General features: G+C 69.1%; 12 protein-coding genes. 7 read left to right on the forward strand and 5 right to left on the reverse strand.

Annotated features, from left to right (window positions below; translation table 11 throughout):
* Positions 1 to 42: 42 nt before the first annotated feature.
* Both D7X55_RS22265 and D7X55_RS22270 read right to left on the reverse strand, forming a co-directional pair.
* Complete coding sequence (locus D7X55_RS22265) at positions 43 to 714, reverse strand: hypothetical protein (protein WP_120552117.1); 672 nt, start codon at positions 712 to 714, stop codon at positions 43 to 45.
* Positions 704 to 1,303, reverse strand: a complete 600-nt coding sequence (locus D7X55_RS22270) for a hypothetical protein (protein ID WP_120552116.1) — start codon at positions 1,301 to 1,303, stop codon at positions 704 to 706. The genes D7X55_RS22265 and D7X55_RS22270 overlap by 11 nt, the downstream gene beginning before the upstream one ends.
* 440 nt (positions 1,304 to 1,743) lie before the next feature.
* Here D7X55_RS22270 and groES point away from each other — a divergent pair, with 440 nt between their 5' ends.
* From groES to D7X55_RS22300, 6 genes are all read left to right on the forward strand, one after another.
* Positions 1,744 to 2,034: a co-chaperone GroES gene (gene groES, locus D7X55_RS22275; RefSeq protein WP_014395362.1), complete on the forward strand. Its 291-nt coding sequence runs from the start codon at positions 1,744 to 1,746 to the stop codon at positions 2,032 to 2,034.
* A gap of 47 nt (positions 2,035 to 2,081) precedes the next feature.
* Complete coding sequence (groL, locus tag D7X55_RS22280) at positions 2,082 to 3,734, forward strand: chaperonin GroEL (RefSeq protein WP_120552115.1); 1,653 nt, start codon at positions 2,082 to 2,084, stop codon at positions 3,732 to 3,734.
* Between the two features lie 166 nt (positions 3,735 to 3,900).
* Positions 3,901 to 4,158, forward strand: a complete 258-nt coding sequence (gene grxC, locus D7X55_RS22285) for a glutaredoxin 3 (RefSeq protein ID WP_120552114.1) — start codon at positions 3,901 to 3,903, stop codon at positions 4,156 to 4,158.
* Positions 4,159 to 4,255: 97 nt separating this feature from the next.
* Positions 4,256 to 4,645 carry a hypothetical protein gene (locus D7X55_RS22290; protein WP_121724124.1) on the forward strand — a complete coding sequence of 130 codons (390 nt, stop codon included), beginning with the start codon at positions 4,256 to 4,258 and terminating at the stop codon, positions 4,643 to 4,645.
* A gap of 202 nt (positions 4,646 to 4,847) precedes the next feature.
* Positions 4,848 to 6,230: a sigma 54-interacting transcriptional regulator gene (locus tag D7X55_RS22295; protein WP_120552112.1), complete on the forward strand. Its 1,383-nt coding sequence runs from the start codon at positions 4,848 to 4,850 to the stop codon at positions 6,228 to 6,230.
* Between the two features lie 47 nt (positions 6,231 to 6,277).
* The gene (locus D7X55_RS22300) at positions 6,278 to 7,486 is read left to right on the forward strand and encodes a hypothetical protein (protein ID WP_120552111.1); all 1,209 of its coding nucleotides are present in this window, start codon (positions 6,278 to 6,280) and stop codon (positions 7,484 to 7,486) included.
* A gap of 103 nt (positions 7,487 to 7,589) precedes the next feature.
* On the opposite strand, the gene smc is transcribed toward D7X55_RS22300, so the two are convergent.
* Entirely contained in the window at positions 7,590 to 11,192 is a 3,603-nt protein-coding gene (smc, locus tag D7X55_RS22305) for a chromosome segregation protein SMC (RefSeq protein WP_121724125.1), read from the reverse strand.
* A gap of 312 nt (positions 11,193 to 11,504) precedes the next feature.
* Between smc and D7X55_RS22310 the strand changes: the two genes are divergently transcribed.
* Positions 11,505 to 12,209: a hypothetical protein gene (locus tag D7X55_RS22310; protein ID WP_120552109.1), complete on the forward strand. Its 705-nt coding sequence runs from the start codon at positions 11,505 to 11,507 to the stop codon at positions 12,207 to 12,209.
* A gap of 4 nt (positions 12,210 to 12,213) precedes the next feature.
* Here D7X55_RS22310 and D7X55_RS22315 read toward each other — a convergent pair whose 3' ends face one another.
* Positions 12,214 to 13,605 carry a hemolysin family protein gene (locus D7X55_RS22315; RefSeq protein ID WP_120552108.1) on the reverse strand — a complete coding sequence of 464 codons (1,392 nt, stop codon included), beginning with the start codon at positions 13,603 to 13,605 and terminating at the stop codon, positions 12,214 to 12,216.
* A gap of 12 nt (positions 13,606 to 13,617) precedes the next feature.
* Positions 13,618 to 14,433, reverse strand: coding sequence for a lipopolysaccharide assembly protein LapB (locus D7X55_RS22320; protein ID WP_120552107.1), 816 nt, complete (start codon positions 14,431 to 14,433; stop codon positions 13,618 to 13,620).
* Between the last annotated feature and the right edge of the window lie 126 nt (positions 14,434 to 14,559).

Here is a 14,559-nt window from a genome sequence, read left to right on the forward strand (position 1 = left end):
GCATGCCCCCACCCTACCCGATGCAGGCAGCGGCCGGGACCCTCAACCGCCGTGCGCGAAGTGGCGCAGCTTGGCCTCCGCTCCCAGCCGGTAGGCATAACGCAGGTCGCCGAGGAGCCGGTCCAACCGCCGTTCCAGGACGTGCGGCATGAGCCGCGCGCAGAAGCGCCGCGACAGCCGGTTCGCCTCCTCGTAGCGCCAGCGCTCCTCCACCGTCAGCAGGGGCTGGTAGGCCACGCGGTCGAAGAGGCGCCCCAACAGCTCCCGCGCCCACCCGGCCACGCCCTCGCCCCAGCGGTGCAGCAGGCACACGACGAACTTGTCCACCTCCGCCTGGGCCTCCAGCTCCAGCAGCGACACCGTGCGCTCGTAGTGCGCCGTGTGCGCGACGTAGAGGAAGTGGCTGACGCCCTCGGTCACCTGGCAGTAGCCGTCCAGGTCCCCCTCCAGCACGGAGGCCAGCGGGCTGGCCGAATAGCGCTCCATGCGCTCGCGCAAGCCGGGGTCCAGGTAGAGCGCCACCTCCAGCCCGCCCCGGGCCTCCAGGACGAGCAGCTCCTCCGGCGCGCGCCCGGTACCGCCCAGGAGCGCGGCGACCTGCGCGTCCACCACCACGAAGGCCTCCGCGCGGGCCTCGCACCGGAAGCCGTAGATGGCCTCCAGGTGGGCCTGGAGGCGCCCCACGAGCGGGAAGTCCCCGGCGTCAGTTGGCAAGCGGCCCCTTGCGCGGGACCCAGCCCGCGTCCACCAGCACGCGCTCCAGCTTGTCGTCGCCCGTGCGCACCCAGGATTCGTAGACGCGCAGCGCGCCCGCGGGCCCCGCGCTCACCAGGCCGCGCGCGCTGATCTCCTCCAGCAGCTCCGCGAGCGAGCGGAACTTGTCGCACAGCTCCCGGTACACGCCGGTGAAGCCGCCCGCGGGCACCAGCTCCGCCACCTGCCCGTACGCGGCGCCGCCCATCTGGATGTAGTAGTCCGGGCCCACCATCCCCTGCTGCAGCGCGCCGGAGAAGAAGCCGACCTTGTAGAGCGACACGTCGCCCAGCCGCCGCAGCGTGCGGATGCGCTCCTCGCGCTCCTGCTGCAGCGCGCGGTGGTACAGCTCCGCCAGCGGCTCATGGTCGCGCCGGCCCTCCGCGTCACGGCTGAACAGCTTGTCCGTGGCCGCGAACTCCGCCAGCAGGTTCACCAGATAGAACTCGGTGGACTCGCCCAGCGCCACCCGCTGCCGGGCCGCGACCTCCAGAAGCAGTTCCCGGAAGAACTCCTTCAGCGAGGAAGAGGACGTCACCAGTCCGCTCATCGAGCACACCTCCCGGATGAAGCCTGGAAGGCCCCCGGCCCAGCGCCCGGAGCCACCAGGACACGCTCCACCAAGCGTAGTCACGTCCCCGGGCGCCGGCAAAACGCACCTGAGTCTTATCAAGGACTTACGCTGGCACTCGGCCCCGGCGAGTGCCAACGTCCGGACACCCGGCACGGCCTTCCGGGCAGGTGCGACAGGCGGGAATGTTTTTCGGAAAAGCCCAATCAGGACGGGTATTTAGCGGCATCCGGACAGATGTCCCGACGTCGCTTGACGAGGTGAAGTCCCTGGTTATTATCCGCCGCGCCTGGGCGTTAGCACTCAGCGGGTGCGAGTGCCAACGCCGGGGCCCACAGGCCTTTTTTCAACAACCCCTGCGGCATCCCGGTCCGGACCTTCCGTCCGCCTCCGGCAGCCGCGATTCACAGGAGCAAGCCATGAAGATTCGTCCCCTGCAGGATCGGCTCATCATCAAGCGCGTCGCCGAGGAGAACAAGACCAAGGGTGGCCTCTTCATCCCCGACACGGCGAAGGAGAAGCCGCTCGAGGGCAAGGTCATCGCCGTCGGCAACGGCAAGGTGCTGGAGGACGGCAAGGTGCGCGCCATGGACATCAAGGCCGGCGACACCATCCTCTTCAGCAAGTACGCGGGCACGGAGATCAAGCTGGACGGCGAGGATCACCTGATCCTCCGCGAAGAGGACGTGCTGGGCATCATCGAGAAGTGAAGCCCGCCGTTCGTCTCCCCACTCCCAACTTCTAGAGGTTTCAGACCATGGCGAAAGACATCATTTTCGAAGTGCGCGCGCGTGACGCGATCCTGCGCGGCGTGAACATCCTGGCCGACGCGGTCAAGGTGACCCTGGGCCCCAAGGGCCGCAACGTCGTCATCGAGAAGAGCTTCGGCTCCCCCACCATCACGAAGGACGGCGTGACGGTGGCGAAGGAGATCGAGCTTGAGAACAAGTTCGAGAACATGGGCGCCCAGATGGTGAAGGAGGTCGCCTCCAAGACCTCCGACGTCGCCGGTGACGGCACCACGACGGCCACCGTGCTGGCGCAGGCCATCTTCCGCGAGGGCGCGAAGCTGGTCGCCGCGGGCCACAACCCGATGGACATCAAGCGCGGCATCGACAAGGCCGTGACCGCCATCACCGCCGAGCTGAAGACGCTGGCGAAGCCGACCAAGGGCAACAAGGAGATCGCCCAGGTCGGCACCATCTCCGCGAACGGTGACACCACCATCGGCCAGATCATCGCGGACGCGATGGAGAAGGTCGGCAAGGAGGGCGTCATCACGGTGGAAGAGGCCAAGGGCCTGGACACCACCCTGGACGTCGTGGAAGGCATGCAGTTCGACCGCGGCTACCTGTCCCCGTACTTCGTGACGGATCCGGAGCGCATGGAGGTCGTGCTGAACGACGCCCTCATCCTCATCCACGAGAAGAAGATCTCGTCGATGAAGGACCTGCTCCCCATCCTGGAGCAGGTGGCGCGCGCCGGTAAGCCCCTGCTGATCATCGCCGAGGAGGTGGAGGGCGAGGCCCTGGCCACCCTGGTGGTGAACAAGATCCGCGGCGTGCTGAACGTGGCGGCGGTGAAGGCGCCGGGCTTCGGCGACCGCCGCAAGGCCATGCTGGAGGACATCGCGGTCCTCACCGGCGGCCGGATGATCGCCGAGGACCTGGGCATCAAGCTGGACACGCTGACGCTCCAGGACCTGGGCCGCGCGAAGCGCATCACCATCGACAAGGACAACACGACGGTCGTCGACGGCGCTGGCAGCCAGACGGAGATCGAGGCGCGCGTGAAGCAGATCCGCGCCCAGGTGGAGGAGACCTCCAGCGACTACGACCGTGAGAAGCTCCAGGAGCGCCTCGCGAAGCTCGTGGGCGGCGTGGCCGTCATCAACGTGGGCGCCGCGACCGAGACGGAGATGAAGGAGAAGAAGGCCCGCGTGGAGGACGCGCTCAACGCGACCCGCGCGGCCGTGGAAGAGGGCGTCGTCCCCGGCGGCGGCGTGGCCTACATCCGCTGCCTCAAGGCCCTGGATGGCCTGAAGCTGGCCGACGGTGAGAAGTCCGGCGTGGACATCATCCGTCGCTCCGTCGAGGAGCCGCTGCGTCAGATCGTCGGCAACGGCGGCCTGGAGGGCAGCGTGGTGGTGAACAAGGTCAAGGAGGGCACGGGTGCCTTCGGCTTCAACGCCGCCACCGGCGCCTACGAGGACCTGCTGGCCGCGGGCGTCATCGACCCGGCCAAGGTGAGCCGCACCGCGCTGCAGAACGCGGCGTCGGTCGCCTCGCTGATGCTCACCACGGAGGCCATGGTCGCCGAGCGCCCGAAGGCGGACGACGACAAGGGCGCCGCCGGCGGTGGCATGGGCGGCATGGGCGGCATGGGCGGTATGGGCGGCATGGGCATGTAGTCGCCCCACCCTTCCCCGCTGTCACGGGGGATGGGACTTGACGGCCTCCGGCGCCCACCAGGGTCCCGGGGGCCGTCGTGTTTCAAGGGGCCAGGCGCGCGGCGGGCCCGTGGCCCTGCGCGCAACGGCCCCTTAGGTTTGGCATCAAGAGACCCGGAGGAAATCCATGAAGCCCGTGAAGATCTACACGACGACCTACTGTGGCTTTTGCGTGCGGGCGAAGGACCTGCTCAAGCGCAAGGGCGTGGCCTACGAAGAGGTGGACGTCACCGGGGACGACGACGCCCGCGCGAAGCTGGTGGAGATGAGCGGCGGTCAGCGCACCGTGCCGCAGATCTTCATCGGGGAGACGCACGTGGGCGGCTATTCCGACATGGCCGCGCTGGACCGCGAGGGCAAGCTGGACCCGATGCTCCAGGCTTGAGCAGCCAGGCGGCCGGGCCCCGTGCCCGGACGCCACCCGCGTCCCCAGTGCCTACTTTCTCCGTCAAGGCATTCACCCCTTTCACGGGAGGAACACCATGGCGGGCGGACAGGAAGTCACGGGGACCCGGGATGAGCACCACGACCTCATCAGCACGCTCTACCACCTGCTCAAGGGGGCGTCGGTGAGCGAGCAGTACCTGCGCGACGCGGAGGCCGCGGGCGACCAGGAGCTGGCGCAGCTCTTCCGCGACTGGCAGGACGAGCAGCGCAACCTGGCCGAGCGCGCCAAGAACCTGCTGGGCGCGCGCATGATGAACGCGCAGGCCGGCACGGGCCGCGCGGACACCTCCGGCAAGCTGCCGCTGCGCGAGGTGAAGAGCCCCACCAACGCGAGCGTGCGCTCGGGTGGAAACCCCAGCGACGACGAGGTGGACGAGCAGTCCAAGGAGTCGTTCCCCGCGAGCGACGCACCCTCGAAGTACTGAGCCCCGAACGAAGTCCGGAAGGCAGGCCCGACGTCCCTGGTAGGGGCGGACGGGCCCCTTCTGTCTTCATCTTCAACGGACGTTTCCGCGTCTACTTGTTCCGCTTGCCCCGTGTGTGCAGTCCCCCCTAAAGAGGCGGGATTGAGGGCGACGCGGGGTGTTTCTGCCCCCTACGCCCCGTTGCGACCAGGGGTCCGTGACCATGATTGACAGACCGGATGTCACCGAAACCGTCCACGCGGAGCGCGAGGCCCAGGCCACGCGCGTCCCCCTTCATGAGTGGACGGTGGAAGTGGTGGCCGGGCCGGACAAGGGCAAGAAGGTCACGACCCAGGACTCGCTGGTGCGCGTGGGCTCCGACGCCGCGGGTGACCTGGTGCTGAGCGACCCGACGGTGAGCCGCCGTCACCTGGAGGTGGAGCGGCTGCCGCAGGGGCTCCTGCTGCGCGACACCGGCAGCCGCAACGGCACGTTCCTGGACGGGCGCCGCATCCTGCAGGCCTTCGTCTCCAGCGGCGACAAGGTGGAGCTGGGCAAGACGAAGCTCGCCGTGAAGGTGGCCGCCCGCGCGACGGAGGTGGAGGTCGCTGGCGCGGAGTCCTTCGGGCAGCTCGTGGGCAGCTCGGAGAAGATGCGCTGGGTCTTCACGGAGCTGCGCCGGATTGCCCGTGAGGACATGAACCTGCTCGTCGAGGGTGAGACGGGCACGGGCAAGGAATTGGCCGCGCGCGCCGTGCACCAGCACTCGCTGCGCCGCCATGGCGCCTTCAAGGTCGTGGACTGCAACCTCATCTCCGAGGAGAAGGCGGAGCGCGAGCTGTTTGGCGGCCTGCGCGCCGGGGAGAACGAGGACAAGGGCGCGCGCGGCATCTTCGAGGCGGCGCGCGGCGGCACGCTCTTTTTGGACGAGGTGGGCGAGCTGCCCCTGTCCGTGCAGGGCAAGCTGTTGCGCGTGCTGGAGACGCGCGAGGTGCCGTCGCTGGACGGGCAGCCGGTGGCGGTGGACGTGCGCGTCATCGCCTCCACGCACCGCAACCTGGAGGAGGACGTGCGCCAGGGCCGCTTCCGCGCGGACCTGTACTTCCGGCTGGCGGTGGCGCGCGTGCGCCTGCCGCCCCTGCGCACCCGCCGCGATGACATCCCCTCGCTGTCGCAGGCCCTGTCGCGCGGCATGAAGGCCGCGCTGGAGCTGACGCCGCAGACGCTGGCCCTCTTCGAGGGCTACGACTGGCCGGGCAACGTGCGCGAGCTGCGCAACGTGCTGGAGCGCGGCGCGCTGATGCAGGAGACGGGCAACACCAGCTGGCTGGACTTCCTGGCCCACGCGCCCAAGCGCACGGAGGGCACGGAGCCCTCCACCAACGTGGCCGCCATCGTCACCGGCATGCCGTACCACGAAGCGAAGGACCGGGTGCTCGCGGACTTCGAGCGGCTGTACTTCGCGGAGGTCATGCGCGAGGTGTCCTTCGACATGAAGGCCGCGGAAGCGCGCACCGGCCTGTCCATGCAGAGCCTCTACCGCCTGTTGAAGAAGAACGGGCTCCGCCTCAAGGACCTCAAGAACGCCGAGGGCCTGGAGAAGTGAGCGCCCGACCGCAGTCCCCATCACCCCAACCGGGAGAAAGCCTCACCATGCTGAAGCGTCTCGCCGTCGCCAGCGTCATCCTCACCGCCGGCTGTGCCGGCCAGCAGAAGACCGAAGCCACCGAAGGTCAGAAGCAGATGACCAAGGAAGAGCGGCTGCGCATCACCAACCAGCCCCCGTTCGACCTGGCGACCTGCTTCCCGCACGAGCAGGAGCTGCCCTCCCCCGCCAACGAGGGTGTCCTCGTGGGCGCGCTCCTGAGCGTCCGTCCGGACGTGCTGGAGTGCCTGGTGGATCCGGCCAACCGCGGCCCCGCGGCCAGCACCAAGGTGATGGTGAAGTCCACCGTCAACGCCCAGGGCGCCACGCACACCGTCTCCGGCGACAACCTCACCCCGGCCGGCACGGCCTGCATCCAGAAGGTGCTGGACACGCACGTGAAGCCCGCGGCGCTGGCGGCGGACGCGAAGCCGGTGGAGGCGTCGTACGAGTACGACCACTCCAACGCGAACAACCCCTCCGTCACCATGGGCATCAACGAGGGCTCGGACTTCTCCGGCACGGTGCGCCTGGCGCAGAAGAACTGGTGTGAGTGCTTCGCCGGCTTCAAGGCGACCACGCCGCCGGTGCTGAGCTCCGACATCCACATCGTGAAGGGCCAGCCCAACCCGACGGAGGTCGTCTTCAAGCCCTCCGGCAGCACGGAAGGCGATCAGCTGGCGTCCTGCCTCCAGGCGAAGGTCGCCGCGATGCCGGCGACGACGTCCGGTGAGCTGAAGTTCCCGTACCGCTTCGTGTTCTTCAACTCGCAGGCGCCGGTGGAGTCCTCCGCGAGCATGCCGCCGGAGCTGCGCTTCTTCCAGCTGGAGCTGGCGCGCACCCAGACGGCCGCCGCGTCCGCCATCGCCTTCGGCGCGCGCACCAACGCGGCGGACACGTATGACGCCGTCGTGCAGAAGTACACCAAGACGAAGGACTACAAGCTCTTCGACGAGCTGTCCTCCAAGTGCCAGGCGCTGGTGGACTCGGCCACCAGGTGGGTGGACGCGCTCAAGGCGCAGGAGACGGTGGACCAGACGACCCTGAAGCTGGTGCAGGAGCTGAAGGCCCAGAAGGAAGACTGGGCCCCGGTGGAGACCGCCAGCCAGGAGGCCCTGGCCAACACCCAGAAGGACCTCTCCGCCGCCCAGCAGCGTCTGGCCGCGGACCAGGGCGCCTGCCCCAAGAAGAGCTACGGCCCGGCGAAGAAGAAGTAGTCAGTCGTCCTTCGGCTTTAAAGCCGCTGAAATGACAACGGGCGCTCCGGGGAACATCCCGGGGCGCCCGTCTTCGTTCCAGCAACCGGCCCTGCCCCGCGCCTTACGACGCGGCGGGGACCTTGTCGTCGTTGTGCGCGGAGGCCTCGCGCATCTTCACGCTGACGAGCTTGGAGATGCCGGGCTCCTCCATGGTGACGCCGTAGAGCGTGTCGGCGATCTCCATGGTGCGCTTGTTGTGGGTGATGAGGATGAACTGCGACTGGCGGCTCATCTCCTTCACCATGTCGTTGTAGCGGCCCACGTTGCCCTCATCCAGCGGGGCGTCGACCTCGTCCAGGAGGCAGAAGGGGGTGGGTTTGATCAGGAAGATGCCGAAGATGAGCGCCACGGCGGTGAGGGCCTTCTCGCCACCGGACAGCAGGTTGACGCTCTGGAGCTTCTTGCCGGGCGGCTGGGCGACGATTTCGACGCCCGGCTCACCGTTGGGGCCCTCCTGCGTGAGGATGAGGCTGGCGCGGCCACCGCCGAACAGGCGCGGGAAGATGGCCTGGAACTTGTCGTTCACCACGTCGAAGGTCTGCTTGAAGCGCTCGCGGCTCGTCGCGTCGATGCGGACGATGGCTTCCTTCAGCTGGCTGATGGACGCCGTGAGGTCCTGGCGCTGGGCGGAGAGGAACTCGAAGCGCTTGGACAGCTCCGCGTGCTCGTCGATGGCGGTGAGGTTGATCTCCCCCATCTTCTCCACCTGCGCGCGCAGGTCCTTGAGCTCGCTCTCCACTTCCGGAGAGAGCGGCGCCAGCAGGTGGTAGTTGTGCAGCTCCGCGGACAGCTCCAGCTGGTAGCGCTCGCGGATGCCGGCGGCCAGGTGCTCCAGCTCCAGGCCAATCTCCTTCTCGCGCAGGGTGATCTGCGACAGGCCCTGCATGAGCTCGTCCAGGCGGCCGCGCAGCTCGCGGAAGGCGATGTCCTGCTCGCGCACCTCGGTGGTGGCGGTGGTGTGCGCGGTGCGGCGGGCCTCCAGGGCCTCGGCGGCCACGCGGTGCTCCTCCGCCCGCTGGTCCTTGGTGGACTCCAGCTCCGCGAGCCGGGCCTGGAGCTGCTCCACCTTGGCGCGGCCTTCCGTCACGGTGTTCTGCAGGCGGCTGACGCGCGCCTCCATGTCCCGGCGCTGCGCCACCAGGCTCTCCAGCTCCTTGCGGGCGGACTCGCCGCGCTCGCTGCCGGCGGCCACCTTCACGCGCAGGCCCATCAGGTCCGCGGACGCGGCGTCCGCGCGCTGGCGCAGGCCCTCCAGCTCCCCGGCGTACTGGCGCACGCGCTCCTCGCGCGCCTCGCGGTCCGCCTGGCCGTGGGCCACCTCGCCCCGGCTGGACTCCTCCTCGTTGGCGAGCGCCGTGTGGCTCTGGGACAGCTGCCCCTCCTCGCCCTCCAGCGAGCGCAGCCGCTCGCGCACGCGGGCCAGGTCCTCGCTCGCCTTGTGGAGGTCCTTCTCCTGGCTGGCCAGGTTGACCTCCTCCGCGTGCTGCTCCTTGCCCAGGCCCTTGAGGACGGCCTCCGCCTGCCCCATCTGCTTCTGGAGCGTGTAGTGGCGGGTCAGGATTTCGTTGTAGCGCTCCTCCACCCGGGCCACTTCCGCGGCCAGCTCCGCGATCTCGCGCTTCTTCTGGAGCGCGCCCACCGCCGCGCCCTCGCGCTCGCCGCCGGTGATGGAGCCGTCCGCGCGGAACACCTCACCGTCCAGCGTGACGAGCGTCACGGGCGTGGCGGTGCCCTCCGCGTACTCGCGCGCGGCGGCCAGGTCCTGGACGATGACCACGTCACCCAAGAGCAGCTTGAGCACGGGCTCCAGCGCGGGCTCGCAGGACACTTCCTTGAGCGCGTGCGCCAGCACGCCCGGGCGCGACAGGTCCGGCTCCACGAAGGTCCGGGTGTCCGAGGGCACCGGCAGGAAGGTGCCGCGCCCTTCCGCGTGGCCCTTCAGGTACTCCACCAGCTCCACGCCCTTCTCGGGGCTGTCCACGATGACGTGCTGGAGCCGCTCGCCCAGGGCGGCCTCCACCGCGCGCTCGTAGCGGGCGTTGGTCACCGTGAGGACGTCCGCCACCAGGCCGAAGATGCCCTGCTCGCGGGCCGCTTCCGCCGCGCGCACCATGACGGCGCGCACGCCCCGGTCGAAGCCGTCGTAGTTCTTCTGGATGTCCTCCAGGGAGGACAGGCGGCTGCGCTTGTCGCTCAGCTCCTCGCGCAGCGCGATGACCTGGACCTCGTTCTCCGTGAACGCCTCGCGCGTGCGGGTGAGGGCCTCCTCCTCCTGGCCCCGGCGCTCGGCCAGTTCCGACGCCAGGTGGCGCGTGTCCTCCACGTGACGGGCCGCCTGGGTGCGCACGGCGTCCAGCTCCTGCTCCTGGGCGCGCAGGGCCTCCAGCTCACCGGCCAGCTTCGCGCGGCGGGCCTCCAGATCCGCGCGCTGACGCGCGAGGTTGGTCAGGTTGCTCTCGTGGTTCGCCAGGCGCGTGGCCACGGCGACCAGGCCCGCCCGCTCCTGCTCCAGGCGCAGGGAGATTTCCGTCTGGAGCACGGAGACGCGGCGCTGTTCCTCCAGCGCCACCTGCATGGCCACTTCGTCTTCCTTGTACGAGCCGGCGATGCCCGACAGCTCCGCCTCGCGGGCCGTCATGGTCTGCACGACTTCCGCCTGCCGCGCGAGCAGCGCGTCCAGCTCCGCCTGCGCGGACTCGACGCGCGTGCCGGTCTCCTCGAAGTCGCGGCGGCCGTAGGACAGCTCCTGCGCCTCGCGCTGCAGGGCGCTCTCCAGCGCGTGCACCTCACCGGCGTACTGCTGGAGGGCCGCGCCTTCCGCGTCCAGCTCCGCGCGGCGCCGGGTGATGACCTCCTCCAGCTCCTTGACCTTGTCCAGGCCCTCGCGCTCCTCGCCGCCCAGGTTCTCCAGGCGCGACTGGAGCACGCGCTTCTCCGCCATCAGCTCCAGCGAGCGGTGGCTGGCGGAGTGCAGATCAATCTCCCGCATGCGCGCCTTGAGCTTGCGGTACTTCTCCGCCTTCTTCGCCTGGCGCGACAGCGTGTCGAGCCGCTTCTCCAGCTCGCCGGTGATGTCGTTGACGCGCAGGAGGTTGGCCTCGGTGGCCTCCATCTTGCGCTCGGCGGCCTTGCGGCGGGCCTTGTACTTGGTGACGCCCGCGGCCTCTTCCAGCAGGTGCCGGCGGTCCTCCGGCTTGCTGGAGACGATGAGGCCCACGCGGCCCTGCTCGATGATGGAGTAGGCCTTGGTGCCCACGCCCGTGCCGAGGAACAGCTCCGTGATGTCCAGCAGGCGGCAGACGGTCTTGTTGATGAGGTACTCGGAGTCGCCGTTGCGGAAGAGGCGGCGCGTCACGGTGATTTCGCTGAAGCCCTGGTACTGGGGCGCCAGCGTGTCCGTGTCATCCACGAGGAAGGTGAGCGACACCTCCGCCATGGACAGGGGCGGCTTGTTCTCCGAGCCGTTGAAGATGACGTCTTCCATGCCGCGACCGCGCAGGTTCTTCGCGCTCTGCTCGCCCATCACCCAGCGGATGGCGTCCACGACGTTGGATTTGCCACACCCGTTGGGGCCGACGACGCCCGTGACGCCTTCGTCGAAGGAGAAGACGCTCCGCTCCATGAACGACTTGAAGCCGGTGATGTCCAGGCGCTTGATTCGCATGCCAGCGGTTCTCCCTACGGCCGTCGGTGTGACGGGGTGAAAACGCGCGCGAGGCCGAAAATTCGGCTCCGCAGCGTCCGGCAGGAGTACCAACGCACCCCACCGCGGATCAAGCGTGACCATGCCACGCATGACCCTATGTCCAGTGCTACAGGCCGGTAGGTGAGCGAGCTTGCGTCACCCTTGCAAAGCAGCCGGCCCACCCTACCTTCCTCTTGATCTTTCTGGAGGCGTCCTACGTTTCAGCCCTTGCTTGCCATGTCGCTCCTCGTGGGCGCTTCCCCGACGTCACAGGTAGCACCCCGGTCTGACATGGTCGCGGCGGCGGCGCCGTCCCCCTGTCCGAACCCCTGGTTCCCCATGGAGGAGGGCCTGTCGCTGACCTACCGGGCGGGCCGCTCGTCGGAGCTGGTGCTGGCGACGAAGGACGTCGCGCCCGCCCCGGACGGGACGGTGAAGGCCACGCTGGCGGTGAGCCTCAAGGGGCGCAGCGGCCAGACGGACCTGACCTGTGACGCGAACGGTGTCCGCACGGGCCTGGGCGGCCTGGAGGGCACGCTGCTGTCCGCCTCCGGCATGGACGTGCAGGTGGTCAACGCGGAGGGCGCGGCCGTGCCGGCGCCGTCCGTGATGGTCCCCGGAGGCACCTGGAAGAACAGCCTGTCCGTGAAGCTCCAGCCGCCGGCCAAGAAGGGCGGCCTGCGCCCCACCATCGCCACGACCTTCGACAAGGAGGCCACGGTGGTGGGCGAGGAGGAGATCACCGTCGCCGCGGGCACCTTCAAGGCGCTGAAGATCAAGAACATCACCACGGCCCGCGCCAGCCGCCCCGGCGCGGAGGGGCGCTCCATGGAGAGCTTCATGTGGTTCGCGCCGGACGTGGGCATCGTGAAGCTGACCACGGACGGGGAGACCCACCTGGAGCTGCTCAAGGTGGACCGCCCCAACGCCAAGGTGAAGCCGGCGTCCATCCAGGGCGGCGCGAAGAAGAAGGCCGTGAAGCCCACCAAGAGCTAACGCTTCACCCCGTCTCACCGGACGGCGCGGGCGGCTCCGAGGGGCGCCCGCCGCCGTCCTTGGTTCCATCCTTGGGCAGCGCCGTGGGGCGCGACTGCGGCTCCACCGTGACGCGCACCACGCGGGGGCCGTCCACCTCCTCCACGAGGATGCGCCACATGTCGAGCTTGAGGCTGTCGCCCTGCTCCGGCACCCGGCCCAGCTTCGTCATCAGGAAGCCGGCGATGGTGGTGACTTCGCCCTTCTCGTCGTCGCTCAGCTCGAAGGTGACGTCCAGCTGGGCCTCCAGGTCGTCCAGCTGCGCGGTGCCGGGCAGCTCGAAGCGGCCTCCGGGCAGCGCACGAACCTCCTCCACGCGCCGGCCCAGCTCCGCCACGTCGCCCACCACCTCCGCCACCACGTCCGCGATGGTGACCAGGCCGGACGTGCCGCCGTGCTCGTCCACCACCATGGCGATCTGCCGGCGCCGGCGGCGGAACTCCGCGAGCAGCTGCTCCAGCGTCGCGTTCTCCGGGATGAAGAGCACCGGGCGCTGCACCTGGGACAGGCTGCGCAATTCGCCGCGCGACAGGAGGAAGAACAGGTCCTTCACGTTCACCACGCCCTCGAGCTCGTCGAGGTTGCCCCGGCACACCGGCAGCCACGTGTGCCCGGACGCGCGAGCGTCGATGACGTTCTTGTCGAGCGGCTCCTCCACGTCCAGGTAGCGCATCTGGTTGCGAGGCACCATCACCTGCCGCGCCGTCTTCTGCGCCATCTCCAGCGCGCGCTCCAACAGCTCCGCGCGCGCCGTGGTGATGGCGCCCGCCTGCGCGGAGCTGTGCAGGATGACGCGCAGCTCTTCTTCATTCGTGGCCTCGTGCGATTCGCTGGCGGAGTGCAGGCCGAAGGCCTTGAGCACCAGCGACGCCAGCCAGTTGAGCAGCCGGATGGCCGGGTAGAAGAGGAAGTAGAACGCGCGCATGGGCAGCGCCACCGCGAGCGTCGTCTGCTCCGCGCGCTGGATGGCGACGCTCTTGGGCGCCAGCTCCCCCATCACGATGTGCAGGAACGTGATGATGCTGAAGCCGACGATGCCCGCCGCCGTGGAGCCGTACTTCGCCGCCATCGCCTCCGGCAGCACCTTCTCCATCACCGGATGCAGCAGGTGTTCGAAGGCGGGCTCACCCAGCCAGCCCAGGCCCAGCGACGCGAGCGTGATGCCGAACTGCGTGGCGGACAGGTACGCGTCCAGCTCGCTGACCATCTTCAGGGCCGTGGACGCGCCGGGCGTGCCTTCGTCCACCAGGGACTGCAGGCGCGTGGCGCGGATCTTCACGATGGCGAACTCCGTCGCCACGAAGAAGCCGTTCGCGACGACCAGCAGCAGCGCCAGCCCCAGGAAAACCCATTCCATTGTGTGATTCCCTCAGAAGAGGGCTTCGAAGTCCGGATCGCCCTTGAGCACGTCGAACATGGGGTCCGCGGACAGCCACCCCAGGACCTTCTGCCGGTCCGACGCCAGCGCCTTCTGCAGGTACTGGACGGCGTCCTTCGGACGGCCCCACAGCGCGTACAGCGCCGCCAGGTTGTAGTTGAGCAGGAGGTCGTCCGGGTTGAGCGCCCGGGCGCGCTCGTAGGCGCGCTCCGCTTCCGCGTAGAAGCCCTTCTGCGCGTAGCAGATGCCCAGGTCCAGCTGCGCCTCGAAGTTGTCCGGCTCCAGCCGCACCACTTCCTTCAGCTGGGTGATGGAGGAGCGGTAGTCCCCCTCGTCCATCATCAGCGCCGCCAGCTCGTGCCGGGGGAAGGCGTCCTGCGGGTCCAGCTCGATGGCGGAGTGCAGCTCCCGCATCGCCTCCTCCACCCGCCCCTGGTCCGCGTAGGTGAGCCCCAGGTTGAGGTGGGCGTCCGGGTACTCCGGGTCCAGCTCGATGGCTTCCTTGTACTCCTCCACGGCCATCTCGCTGGCGTGGGTGGAGAGGAAGCAGGCCAGGTTGTAGTGCGCGGTGGCGCTCTCCGGCTCCAGCTTCAGCGCGGTGAGGTACTCGCCCAGCGCCTCGCGGAACTGCTTCTTCTCCGCGTAGACCGTGGCCAGGTTGTCGTGCGCGTGCGCCGACGTGGGGTCCAGGTCGATGGCCTTCCGGAACTCCTTGATGGCCTCGTCCAGCCAGCCCCGGTCCGCCAGCTCGATGCCGCGGGTGTTGTGCTCATCGGACAGAGCGATGTTGTCCTTTTCCCGGGCCATGGGCGCGCGGCAATCTACGCGTCGCGCGTTTCCCCGTGCAAGGTAGAGTTTCCCCTTGCCCATGCGCCACGCCGCCCTGCTGCTCCTGCTGTCGCTTTCCGCCTGCCATCCCCGCCCCGTGACGCC

Source organism: Corallococcus sp. AB049A (genome assembly GCF_003668885.1).
GTDB classification, from domain to species: Bacteria; Myxococcota; Myxococcia; order Myxococcales; family Myxococcaceae; genus Corallococcus; species Corallococcus interemptor.